The organism is Micromonospora sp. NPDC002411 (genome assembly GCF_053592955.1).
In genome coordinates this window covers 1-10868 of record NZ_JBSFBM010000237.1, presented here as the reverse complement: position 1 = coordinate 10868, position 10868 = coordinate 1, and the positions used below count along the sequence as shown (strand labels likewise).

Sequence of the window (10868 nt, the reverse complement as noted above, 5' to 3'; positions counted from 1 at the left end):
TTTGTCAGGTTTTTTCTTCCGTTGTCTCTACCTATCTCAAAACAACCCCCCCACCCTCTTTAAAAATCATGTTCTCCCCCCGACACGCCGGACGGGATGGCAATAACTTCATGATCAACGAGGGTGGGCTGGATTCAGTCCGTGGTGGGGTGGGTGGGGCGGCGGGTTGCGCGGGTGGGGCGGCGGATGGTTGGTGTCGGGTCCTCGTCGGCTGGCCCGGTGGGGTCCGGGTCCGTCCGGGGTGCGGGCACTCTGGGCAGAGCGTCCTCATCGGGTGCGGGACCCGCCCCGGCCGCCCCGGCCCTGCGACGGCGGCCCGGGGTGCCGTTCGACTTACCGGAGACCGGCGGCTCCGGGTCCGTTTCCGCCGTCGCAGGGGTTGGGTTCGGCCCGCCGATGGTGGCAGGGGTCGTCGGCTTGGACGCAACGGTCGCTGTCGAGTCGGCGGCCGTCGCCGGCGCAGTCGACCCGAGCTGGGTGGTCCGGTTCCGGTCGGCTCGCTCCGCGAGAAGGGCGGCCAGCACCGAGCCGGCGACACCGGCGATCACCGCGTACGGGGCGACCAGTTGGGTGGACAGCTGCGCGGGGCCCAGCGTCGACCAGTGCGGCAGTGTGGTCAGGTAGGCGAGCGCGACGAGCACCGGCCCGGCAGCGCCGGAGGCCGCAGCGTCGACCCGGTGTCCGGTCGAACGCGCTGCCCGCCGGGCGGCCAACACGCCGATCAGCAGCGCGGGTACGAGTGCCAGCAGCGCGCCGGGCCAGTAGAGCTGGCCGCCGATCCAGTAGTGCGAGTGGTCCGGGTCGAGTTGCCAGGTGCCCAGTTGCGCACCGGTCAGCCCGCGTCCGACGCGTACCCCGTCGATCACCGATACCACCGCGAGCAGCCAGAGCCAGGCGGCCGTCGCGGTCACGTTGACAGCGGCCGCCCGGGAGCGCAGCGCCCAGATCGCGACGACCACGCCCAGCAGGATGCCCAGCGTCGCCTGGACGGCGGCGGTCCGTTGCGGTGTGCCGGTGTCCGCGCCGGTGGCCACCCGTGCGGGTACGGCGATCAGCAGCACCGTCACCAGGCCGCCGATTCCGGCGCCGAGCGCGAGTGCCACCCGGTGCAGCAGACCGCCACGCTCGACTGGTAGGGGCACCTGCGCGGTCTCCGGGCCGGTGCTGTCGGGCGCGGATGGGGGCATGTCTGCCTCGGTGGTCGCCGTCGGCGCCGAGTCGGAAGAGTCCGGCTCTGCCGGCTTCGGTGCGCTGCGGTGGTGCAGTCGCTGCGCGCAGACCGCGCCGAGGACCGTCGAGCTGGCAGCGAGCCAGGTGGCCCAGGCGAGGCCGTCGGCCCAGGCTGTGTCGGTGGCCCCGGCCTCGGTGGGTGTCCAGGCGATGACGCCGAGCCCGTAGCCGAAGCCCAGTTGTGCGGCGCCCGCGCCGGCAGCGACCCCGATCGCCGTGACGATCGATACTCCCCAGCCCTGTCTGGCCATGCCGGGCAGCGTAACGTCCCGTCGTCGGCGCGGCGAGTCGCAACGACCCGCCGGTGCGGACGGCTGGCGCAACAGGTTGGGCGACGGACGGTACGGTCGCCGGTGATGAGGCGGTGGGCGGTATGACGGACACGAACACGGGCCGGCAGGATGCCGTCGGTGGTCAGGGTGGTGCCGGCGCGGGCCGGGCCAGCGTGTTGCTGGGTGGCGGGTTGGCCGCTGTGCTGCTCGCTGCGGTCGGCGCGACAGGTGGTTGGCTGCTGGCCGGCGACGGCGGCACGTCCTCGGAGGATCCCCTCGCCGTCGCGAGCCTGAGTGGTTCGCCGACCGGTCGGGCCACCGCGCCCCGGCCGAGCACCGGGCGGGCCACACCGTCGGCCGTCCGGACCTCCGCCAGCGCGACCAAGGGGACCGGCCTGACCGTGCCGCCGGTGATCGGTACCGACTTCGTCGAGGCCCGGGACCTGTTGCGAAAGCAGCGGCTGGGCTGGCGGTTGGTCTTCGGCGGCGGCACCGGCCGTACGGTCGAGAACACGTCGCCGGCGGTGGGCACCGAGGTCACCCGGGGTACGACAGTGCAACTTCAGGTTGCGGGGCCAGCGCCGGCAGCCGAGGTTCCGGACGTGGTCGGGGACAACTGCGACAAGGCCGTCAACGAGTTGATCGAAAAGGGCCTCTACCCGCGTTATGCCAGTGGGCGCAGCGGAAAGGTCATTCGGCAGGAGCCGGCCGAGGACGGCGCTGCCCGATGGAACGACGAGGTCAGTATCTGGTGTGGGACGGACGGCGTCGAACAGCCGACCACCAAACCCACCCCCTGAGCTGTTTCCCGCACCGATCGGCGCGCCGGCTCCGGCGCGGCTCGGCACGCTGATCCCCGCCGATGGCGCCGTGGGCGACTAGGTTGACGGTCGAGGGCCATGACGCCCGTCCGGTTCGGGGAAGGGACGTGCGATGAGCAACGACCGCCAGGAGCCTCCCGCCGACGAGAACGACGACGACCGGACCCGAGCCCTGCCACCGACCGCCGACCGGCCGGAGTCATCGCCACCGACCCGACCCACAGCAGGTGCGGACGAGACGGCACCCATCGACCGCCGTCCTGATCCGTCGCCCGACGAGACGGCACCTCTCGACCGAACCGTCCCGGCGCGTCCCGATCCGTCACCCGACGAGACCATGCCTATCGATCGGTCCACCGGCACGCCCGCCGACCGCACGGCGCAGATACCGCCGTCGTGGTCCGGGCGGGCCGAGGTCCGCCCGTCCCGACCGACCGACGCCGCTGACTGGTACGTCGAGGAACAGGGCGGCCGACGCTGGTGGCTGCCGATTCTCTGGGGTGTGCTCGGGCTGCTGCTCGCCGGTCTCCTCGGCGGAGCGCTCTGGTTGGTGCTCGCCAACCAGGACGACGACCGTGACGACCCGGGGCCTACCCCCTCGCTCCCGCCGGCCAGTGCGACAAGTGCCGCGCCGACCACCGAGTCCCCGACCTCGGCGGCACCGACCAGCGAGTCGCCGAGCAGCTCGCCGACCACGACGGCACCGGACGAGGTGCCGGTGCCACCGCTCGCCGGCCTGCCGCAGGCCACCGCCGAGGGGTTGTTGAACCGGCTCGGCCTCGCCTACCGCGTGGTGTACCGCCCGTCGGAACTGCCGCCGGGCACCGTGGTGGGCACCGAACCGGAGGCGGGCACGCCGGTGCCGACCGACGACGAGGTGCTGCTGGTGGTGTCCCAGGCCCGGCCCTCCACCGGGGCGAGCCCGACCACGCCGACCCCCACGGTGACGAGCACGCCGTGACCGGTGGTCACCACATTCGGCGGCGGGTACCGACCATGCCGAGGCCAGCCAGCGAGATCGTGAGACCGAAGATCCCGGACCAGAACAGGGACCGACGGACGTCGGTGGCGGTGTGCCCGGCCGGAGCCGCCTCGGTCAGCTCCTGACGGCCGTCGGACTGGCCGCCGGCGCCGTGGCCGGCCACCGGCCCGGTCGGATCGGCGGCCTTGGCGTGGTCGGCGGGAGCGTCGGCGCCGATCCAGCCGGGTTCGTCGTACACCGATGGATCTTCGTCCGACGAAGGGTCGGCGTCGACCACGGTGATCTCCGGTGCGGGCACCGGCGCGGTCAGCCGGGTGGACGACATCGCCGGGTCTCGGAGGAGGACCAGCGCTGTGGCCATCGCCCCGAGGAGGGCCAGTAGTCCGAATGCGTAGGCGATACGGGAGCGGTGGGGCCGCCGGAGGGCGGGCTGATTGACCATGACCATCCCAGGGTCAGGGTCCTGGACGTGCGGGTGGAACTGTGCCGGGGTGGGCGTACCGATTCTATGGCGGCGGCACGCCCACCGGCGGCGGATCGGGCCGGTCAGCCCACCCGGACTGGGGTACGGGCAACCGGTCGCCGGGCCCGCACGGTGTGCGGACGGGGCTCGGGGGCGGCCTGCAGTTGTTGCAGCCCTGCCCGCTGGACGAAGATCGAACGTCGGTTGACCGCGTCGCCCGCGGCGTTCAACTCGTAGCCGTCGAGCCAGAGCCAGCCGTCATAGGTGGGCCAGTCGAGCACCCGGATCACCCGGAACTTGATCGGCCTGAGGAACTGGACACTCGCCGCGCGAGTCACGTGCAGTACGTCACCGGTGCGGGGAAGCACATGGGCTCCTGGGGAGGGTTGGCCGGCGGGCTGCCGGCGGTGCCTGAACGGGGGACGTCTCGGCCGGCGACGGGGTCGTGCCTCGTGAACCGGTGGTGCGGATGGCGGTGGTCGGGCCGTACTCCGTTGGTGACGTGCCGCCACCCGACCACCACCCGACTGCTTCCGGGAACCGCGCCCGCCGCCGCAGCTTGCCGGCTTGCAGCGGCGGGGTCTTTACCCCGGAGCAGGTCTCGGTGTCGTCGGCCGGGCCCGCGTCGTGCCCAGCTTCCCCGGATTGGTGGGGTCACCACTCCGAGGGAGCGAACGGAGACGCTGAGTGATCCGTGCCATACGGACAGAGTGCATCAGGGACGTGCTTCATGCAAGTTGCACGTCGACTTTTGCCGATACATGAGCGTGTCGCGCGAAAGGCCTATTGAAGCCATCCGCGTCCGGACGGCACACTGGGGGCCGGTTTCGCCCGTCGCGGCCGGCCGAGGACCGGCACCACTCCCCTCGTCGCGAACGCTCGCCGGTCGACGGTCGCGCCCCCGGCGGGTGTCACCCAGTGGCGCGTTACCGGAGGTAGCCCGAGTGGGGTCGAGCAGCCAGCGGCGGGGACCACTGACTCCTGGGTTGCGCCATGAGTGAGCGGCGCAGTCCGACCATCAGACGGCGGCGGCTCGGTGCCGAGCTGCGCCGCCAGCGGGAATCCGCCGGAATCACCATCGAGGTGGTCGCCGAGCAGTTGGAGTGCTCGGCGTCCAAGGTTTCCCGGATCGAGACCGGCCACACCACGGCCACCCCTCGCGACGTGCGGGACATGCTGCGGATCTACGGCGTGGTCGGCGCCGAGAGCGACGAGCTCGTGCAGATCGCACGGGAGGCCCGCCAGAAGGGCTGGTGGCATCCGTACAGCACGGTGCTCGTCGGCGCGTACGTCGGGCTGGAGGCGGCGGCGAGCTCGATAAGGGCGTACGAACAGCAGGTAGTGCCGGGCCTCCTGGAGACCGAGGAGTACGCCGGGGCCATGATCCGCGCCGCTCGGCCGGACTTCACCGCCGATCAGGTGCACCAGAGGGTGCGTGTCCGTCTGGGCCGTCAGTCGTTATTGACCCAGGACGATCCGGTCGATCTGTGGGTGGTGCTCGATGAGGCGGTGGTAAGTCGGCCGGTGGGCGGGGACGAGGTGATGCGCGGCCAACTCAGACGGTTGGTCGAGGTGGCCGAGTTGCCGAACGTGACGCTGCAGATCCTGCCCTTCGAGGTGGGTGCGCACGCCGGCATGGACGGCACGTTCACGATCCTCAGCTTCCCTGAGCCCGGTGATCCGGATGTTGTGTACGCGGAGAACGCCACGGGTGGGCTTTTCCTCGAGAAGAGCGACGAACTACAGAAGTACAGCTTCATCTTCGATCACATCCGCGCTGCGGCCATACGTCCGGAGGAGTCCGTCGCACACATCGCAAAACTGGCAGAGGAGCCGTTGTGGAAATGGCGACCAAGGGGTTCCCCGTGGACCTGACGCAGGCAGCATGGTTCAAGAGCTCGAAGAGCGGGCCGAACTGTGACAACTGCGTGGAGGTGGCGTACGTGACGGGGGCGGTCGGAGTGCGGGACTCGAAGGACAAGGCGGGCCCAGCCCTGGTCTTCGCACCCGGTGACTGGCACGCCTTCGTCGTCGGCACCCGAGGTGGTGTGTTCGGCGCGGTCTGATTGATTGGTCAACCGAAGTCCCCGTCCGGTCCAACCGGGCGGGGCCTTCGCCGTCTCCGGACAGTCGGCTGGAGGTGTCGGTGAGGTTCCGTGGGCGATCCCGTCGCCACAACGCGCCCGTCTCGTTGAACCGGGCGGTACGGCACTGGTCGACGACCCGCCGCACCGACCCGCAACCGAGCGAGTAGGCGAGACGGATGACGACGATCGGTTCAGACAACCTCACCAACGGTCCGGCCAAGCCGGAACGGTTCGGTGGCAAGTACCGCGGCGCCCGTCGGGACACCGTACTGACCGAGGTGGTCTCGACCGACCAGGAGTTGAGCGGGCGGGATGGATCCTCCGAGTCGACGGATCCTCCGCTCTCGTTGCCCTCGTTGGACCCGAATCCGCTGATCGAGCCGTCGTTCCCGCCTACCGGGTGGCCGATGGAATCCACCGAGTCCTTCGCCGACCACCCGCTGCTGCGGGGCCTGCTGATGGAGTTGCCGCCGAAGGGCAGCCTGCCCTCGCAGGACTGGCTGGACCGCTGGTTCGAGGCGACCAGGGCGATCCTGGAGTTGCTATACGTGCAGGGGGCCAGCCGCCCGCGTTGACCGCGCGGCGTCCGGTTGGGCCCGCTCGGCCAGGCGGCTGTGGCGCAGCGCGTGCCGGACCGCGATGGCGGCGACCGCGAGCGCGCCCACCGTGATCGCGGGCCCGGTGACGCTGGGGTCGGCCCCGAGGTCGGTGCCGATCGCCGCGATCACCGCCGGCACCGTGGCCAGGGCGGCCACCTGAAGGGGCAACCCGACGAGCGGGTGGGCCGCGGCGGCACGCAGCCCGTGCGGCGCGGGTGTGGCGGGAGCGTTGGCGAAGGCGCCCGATCCGGCCCACAGCCGGCGGATCCGTCGTACCGAGCAGACCGACGCCACGAGCGCCGGGCCGATGGCCAGGGTGAGCCCGGCGGCGGCCCGGTCGACCGGCGCGGAGCCGGCGCTGAGCAGACCGCCGACGAGCACGGCCGCGGTGAGTGTCAGCCCGGTGAGGGTCAGAACCAGCAACCATCCGGTACGCCGACGAAGTGCGCGGGTGTTGCGGAGACGAGGAAGGCCGTCGGCAACGACACCGGCAGCCAACCAGGCGGCGGCGACTGGGAACAGGATGGTGAGCTGACTCTCCATGTTCGAGAGTCTTTCCCGGATCGACGCCTGGCGAATCCGGGCCAGCCCCCTGTTCGCCCCGGACGTCGGGCCCGTAGGGGGTCATCACCCGAAGGTATGGCCGTTTCGACATGTTCAAGTGCCCGACGGCTGATCTACCCTCAGCTGGATCGGCATGCGTCGATTGATTTTGGGACCGGCGTCACGTTCCGCCGCCGGTCAGAGGGAGGTAGGAGATGGGTCTTCCACGAAGGTCCGTACTGATCGGGGTGGTCACGGCGACCGTGCTGGCCGTCGGCACCCCGGCCCTGGCCGCCGAACCCGTCGGTGTGGTGCGGGCCGCGGGCGGCGCCACCGCCGTGCCGGACAGCTACATCGTCGTACTCAAGGACAGCGCGGTGGCCCGGGACCGGGTCGGCGACGCCGCGAAGCGACTCTCCGGCCGCCACGGCGGCACGGTCGCCCGTACCTACGGCGCGGCGCTGCGCGGCTTCGAGGCCAAGGTGAGCGCGAGCGCGGCGGCGCGGATCGCGGCCGACCCGGCCGTGGCGTACGTCGAGCAGAACCACACCGTCTCGATCTCCGGAACGCAGACCAACCCGCCCTCCTGGGGCCTGGACCGGATCGACCAGCGCAACCGGCCGTTGGACAGCTCCTACACCTACCCGAACACGGCGAGCAACGTGCACGCCTACATCATCGACACCGGCATCCGGTTCTCCCACAACGACTTCGGCGGCCGGGCCACCTCCGGCTACGACGCCGTGGACGGCGGGTCGGCCGACGACTGCAACGGGCACGGCACGCACGTCGCCGGCACCGTCGGAGGATCGTCGTACGGCGTGGCCAAGGGCGTCCAACTCGTCGGCGTACGGGTGCTGAACTGCTCCGGCAGTGGCACCAACGCCGGTGTGATCGGCGGCGTCGACTGGGTCACCGCGAACGCGATCAAGCCGGCCGTGGCGAACATGAGCCTCGGCGGCGGCGCGAACAGCTCGCTGGACAACGCCGTCCGCAACTCGATCGCGTCCGGTGTGACGTACGGCCTGGCGGCCGGCAACGACAACGGCGCGAACGCCTGCAACGTCTCACCGGCGCGTACCACCGAGGCGATCACGGTCGGCTCGACGACCAGCGCGGACGCCCGCTCGTCGTTCTCCAACATCGGCACCTGCGTGGACATCTTCGCGCCCGGCTCGTCGATCACCTCGGCCTGGTACAACAGCAACACCGCCACCAACACGATCAGCGGCACCTCGATGGCCACGCCGCACGTGGTCGGGGCGGCGGCCCTGCTGGCCAGCGCGAACCCGAGCTGGACCCCGGCCCAGGTACGCAATGAACTGGTCGCCAACGCCACCCCCAACGTGATCAGCAACGTCGGCTCGGGCTCGCCGAACCTGCTGCTCTACGTGGGCAGTGGCGGCACGACCCCGCCGCCCACCGGCTGCACCGGCACCAACGGCACCGACGTGTCGATCCCGGACGCCGGCGCGGCGGTGACCAGCTCGATCACCATCTCCGGCTGTGGTCGCAACGCCTCCTCGGCGTCCACGGTGGCGGTGAACATCGTGCACACCTACCGAGGTGACCTGGTCATCGACCTGCTCGCCCCGGACGGCAGCTCGTACCGGCTGAAGAACAGCAGCACCTCGGACAGCGCCGACAACGTGAACGCCACGTACTCGGTCAACGTGTCCGGTGAGGCGGCCGACGGCACCTGGCGGCTCCAGGTCCGCGACACCTACTCGGCCGACACCGGTTACATCAACACCTGGACCCTGACCGTCTGAGCGGTCTCCCACGACCGAGGCCCCACCCGGAAGATCGGGTGGGGCCTCGCGCCGTACAGGATCAGACCGAGAAGGTGACTGGCCGTTCGTGGGCCGGCGCCGGCGGGCGGGCCTTCCAGAGGCCGACCTTCTGCGCCGCCAGCCGGCTCAGGTAGGCCGGGTTGAGGATGACGTACCGGCGCCAGAGCCGCTTCGGTTCCAGCCCGAGACGCCAGAACCACTCCAGACCGGCACGCTGCATCCACGGCGGCGGCTTGCGAAGCAGCCCGGCGTGGTAGTCGAAGGCCGCGCCGACCGCCATCAGCGGCATGTCGAGCAGCGGACGCATGGCGTACGCGAAGACCTCCTGGCGGGGGCAGCCGAGCCCGACCAGGACGAGCCGGGCACCGCTGGAACGGATCCGGTCGGCGATCTCGGCGTCCTCACCGGGCTCGACGGCGCGGAACTTGGACGGCTCCACCCCGGCGATCTTCAGGGCGGGGAACATCCGCTCCAGGGCCGGGATCAACCGGGCGAGGGTCTCCTCGGTCGAGCCGTACAGGTAGACCGGCAGGCCCTCGTCGGCGAAACGCGACAGCACGTGCAGGGTCAGCGTCGGCCCGTAGACCCGGTCGGTGAGGCCGGCGTTGTGCAGCAGGTTGAGTGCCCAACGCACCGGCTGCCCGTCCGGCGTGACCACGTCGAAGGAGTTCAGCCGCGCGTTGTGCGCCGGGTCCAGCACCCCGGTCATCACACCGTGCACGGCCAACGCGGTCAGCGCAAGCGGACGACGCTCGTGCGCCGCTGTCACGACCGCGTCGGTTGCCGTGGCGTAGTCGGTGGCGTCCACCAGGACACCGAGCACGTTGCGTTTGGTCCGCGACGTGGTCATGGCTGGGGGACCCACTTGTCCACGTTGGCCTCGTAGATCTCCCGCAGGATCATCGGCACGTCGTATGTGATCTTCCAGTCCGGGTACTGGGCCTCGAACCGGGCCATGCTGCTGACGTACCACTGGTGGTCGCCGGTGCGGTTCTGCTCGACGTAGTTGATCCGCGCCTCGCGGCCGGCGATCTCCTCGGCGATCCGGAAGGCCTCGATGTGCGAGGTGTTCGAGTGCCGCCCGCCGCCGAGGTTGTAGACCTCCGCGGATCGCGGAGCCCGGAAGAACGCCTCGAACGCGCTCAGCACGTCGCGGGAGTGGATCGCGTCGCGGACCATCTTTCCCTTGTAGCCGAACAGGTTGTACGTCCGGCCCTCCATGACGCAGCGCATCAGGTAGGCCAGGAACCCGTGCAGCTCGGCCGCCGAGTGGGCCGGGCCGGTCAACGTGCCGCCGCGGAAGCAGGCTGTCTTCATGTCGAAGTAGCGCCCGTACTCCTGGACCATCACGTCGGCGGCGACCTTGGAGGCGCCGAAGACCGAGTGCAGCGAGTGGTCGATCGACATCTCTTCGGTGATGCCCTGGTACCAGCGGTGGTCCTCGGGCAGCTCGTACCGTGTCTCCAGCTCGACCAGCGGCAGGCTGTTCGGCCGGTCGCCGTAGACCTTGTTGGTCGAGCAGTGGATGAACGGTGCGTCGATCGCGTGCAGGCGGGTGTTCTCCAGCATGTTGAGCGTGCCGCCGGCGTTCACGTCGAAGTCCGTGTACGGCTCCTTGGCCGCCCAGTCGTGACTCGGCTGCGCAGCGCTGTGGATCACCACGGCGATGTCCGAGCCGTACTTCTTGAACACCTGCTCCAGACCGTCCCGGTCCCGGATGTCCACCGCGAAGTGTGTGTACGCGTTACCCAGGTCACGGCCGAGCCGTTCCAGGCTCCACGAGGTGGAGCCGTCCTCGCCGAAGAAGTACCGGCGCATGTCGTTGTCGATGCCGACCACGTCCAGGCCGAGGCCGGCGAAGTGCCGGACCGCCTCGGAGCCGATCAGGCCACCCGACCCTGTCACCAACGCGACACTCACACGCCACTCCCGGTCCATCGGAGGCAGAATCCATCGCAGCATAGCGTGACGTCCGGCACGTCCCGATATGACGGAAGGGTGGTTAAGGAACTCGGCAAATTGCCCCCGTAACTTAGGGAGAAGGGGGGCCGGAGACGTGAAGCCCCGCGCGGGTGGAG

The 10868-nt window shown here is 70.4% G+C and carries 12 protein-coding genes; 6 read left to right on the top strand and 6 right to left on the bottom strand.

Annotated elements, in window-relative coordinates; translation table 11 throughout:
* Positions 1-134: 134 nt before the first annotated feature.
* Positions 135-1481, bottom strand: coding sequence for a hypothetical protein (locus ACWCO3_RS24485; RefSeq protein WP_450012234.1), 1347 nt, complete (start codon positions 1479-1481; stop codon positions 135-137).
* Positions 1482-1603: 122 nt separating this feature from the next.
* Here ACWCO3_RS24485 and ACWCO3_RS24480 point away from each other — a divergent pair, with 122 nt between their 5' ends.
* A complete protein-coding gene (locus ACWCO3_RS24480; protein WP_145778280.1) occupies positions 1604-2302 on the top strand; it encodes a PASTA domain-containing protein in 699 nt (232 codons plus the stop codon).
* Between the two features lie 133 nt (positions 2303-2435).
* Positions 2436-3284 (top strand): PASTA domain-containing protein, encoded by an 849-nt coding sequence (locus tag ACWCO3_RS24475; RefSeq protein WP_145778279.1) that lies wholly within the window; start codon positions 2436-2438, stop codon positions 3282-3284.
* Positions 3285-3291: 7 nt separating this feature from the next.
* Here ACWCO3_RS24475 and ACWCO3_RS24470 read toward each other — a convergent pair whose 3' ends face one another.
* Both ACWCO3_RS24470 and ACWCO3_RS24465 read right to left on the bottom strand, forming a co-directional pair.
* On the bottom strand, positions 3292-3753 hold the full coding sequence (locus tag ACWCO3_RS24470; protein WP_145778278.1) for a hypothetical protein: 462 nt from the start codon (positions 3751-3753) through the stop codon (positions 3292-3294).
* Between the two features lie 98 nt (positions 3754-3851).
* Entirely contained in the window at positions 3852-4136 is a 285-nt protein-coding gene (locus tag ACWCO3_RS24465) for a hypothetical protein (protein ID WP_145778277.1), read from the bottom strand.
* Positions 4137-4761: 625 nt separating this feature from the next.
* On the opposite strand from ACWCO3_RS24465, the gene ACWCO3_RS24460 reads away from it, so the two are divergent.
* From ACWCO3_RS24460 to ACWCO3_RS24450, 3 genes are all read left to right on the top strand, one after another.
* Positions 4762-5643, top strand: coding sequence for a helix-turn-helix domain-containing protein (locus tag ACWCO3_RS24460; RefSeq protein ID WP_088986987.1), 882 nt, complete (start codon positions 4762-4764; stop codon positions 5641-5643).
* Positions 5613-5834 carry a DUF397 domain-containing protein gene (locus ACWCO3_RS24455; RefSeq protein WP_450012230.1) on the top strand — a complete coding sequence of 74 codons (222 nt, stop codon included), beginning with the start codon at positions 5613-5615 and terminating at the stop codon, positions 5832-5834. The genes ACWCO3_RS24460 and ACWCO3_RS24455 overlap by 31 nt, the downstream gene beginning before the upstream one ends.
* Positions 5835-6031: 197 nt before the next feature.
* Positions 6032-6430: a hypothetical protein gene (locus tag ACWCO3_RS24450; RefSeq protein WP_145778276.1), complete on the top strand. Its 399-nt coding sequence runs from the start codon at positions 6032-6034 to the stop codon at positions 6428-6430.
* Here ACWCO3_RS24450 and ACWCO3_RS24445 read toward each other — a convergent pair.
* A complete protein-coding gene (locus ACWCO3_RS24445) occupies positions 6398-6997 on the bottom strand; it encodes a hypothetical protein (RefSeq protein WP_450012227.1) in 600 nt (199 codons plus the stop codon). The two genes, ACWCO3_RS24450 and ACWCO3_RS24445, sit on opposite strands and share 33 nt — an antisense overlap.
* Positions 6998-7212: 215 nt before the next feature.
* On the opposite strand from ACWCO3_RS24445, the gene ACWCO3_RS24440 reads away from it, so the two are divergent.
* Positions 7213-8769 carry a S8 family peptidase gene (locus ACWCO3_RS24440; RefSeq protein ID WP_145778274.1) on the top strand — a complete coding sequence of 519 codons (1557 nt, stop codon included), beginning with the start codon at positions 7213-7215 and terminating at the stop codon, positions 8767-8769.
* A gap of 61 nt (positions 8770-8830) precedes the next feature.
* Here the strand turns inward: ACWCO3_RS24440 and ACWCO3_RS24435 are convergent, their stop codons facing one another.
* Both ACWCO3_RS24435 and ACWCO3_RS24430 read right to left on the bottom strand, forming a co-directional pair.
* Positions 8831-9640, bottom strand: a complete 810-nt coding sequence (locus tag ACWCO3_RS24435; protein ID WP_145778273.1) for a WecB/TagA/CpsF family glycosyltransferase — start codon at positions 9638-9640, stop codon at positions 8831-8833.
* Positions 9637-10752: an NAD-dependent epimerase/dehydratase family protein gene (locus tag ACWCO3_RS24430; RefSeq protein ID WP_208744899.1), complete on the bottom strand. Its 1116-nt coding sequence runs from the start codon at positions 10750-10752 to the stop codon at positions 9637-9639. The genes ACWCO3_RS24435 and ACWCO3_RS24430 overlap by 4 nt, the downstream gene beginning before the upstream one ends.
* Positions 10753-10868: the final 116 nt, after the last annotated feature.